Raw genomic sequence first — 572 nt, 5'->3', positions numbered from 1 at the left:
GTTCTTATCACAGAACGTATCATCAAAATCCATACGACCGCTACGGACAAGAACGGCAAGAAAGAAATCGAAGCCGGAAAAGATGTAACGATTGTGGATAAAGTCACATTAGATGGGCTGGAAGTTGGAACAAAATACAAACTTTCCGGCTGGCAGATGTTAAAAGAGGAAAATGCAGAACTTCTGATTGATGGAAAGAAAGTATCCAATGATTATGAGTTTACAGCCGACAATGAAAAAATGACAGTTGAGATTGCATTTACTTTTGATGGTTCTTCCCTTGGTGGCAAGAGCCTTGTCACATTTGAGGAATTATACGATATGACCAATCCAGACGAACCAAAGAAAGTGACAGAACATAAGGACATCACAGACGATGGACAGACTGTGACAATCAAGGAAGTGCCGGAAGTCCCAGACACACCAAAGGATACCGACACGCCGGATACACCATCTATGGTTACTAAGACAAGTGACAGCCCAAAAACAGGCGACAATACCAATATCTATGCTTATCTTGCCATGCTCGGTCTTTCCTGCGTAGGGCTTGGCGGTATGCTTTACTTCAAACG

1 protein-coding gene is annotated in these 572 nt (G+C 42.8%); it reads left to right on the top strand.

Translation table 11 applies throughout. The annotated features are described in order from the left end of the window. A partial coding sequence (locus GPK60_RS03475; RefSeq protein WP_215658863.1) for a VaFE repeat-containing surface-anchored protein occupies positions 1-572 on the top strand: 572 nt, incomplete at both ends.

The sequence above is a fragment of the Ruminococcus sp. MCC718 genome, from assembly GCF_018783905.1.
Classification (GTDB): Bacteria; Bacillota; Clostridia; order Lachnospirales; family Lachnospiraceae; genus Hominisplanchenecus; species Hominisplanchenecus faecis.
This window is presented reverse-complemented; position numbering and strand designations above follow the sequence as displayed.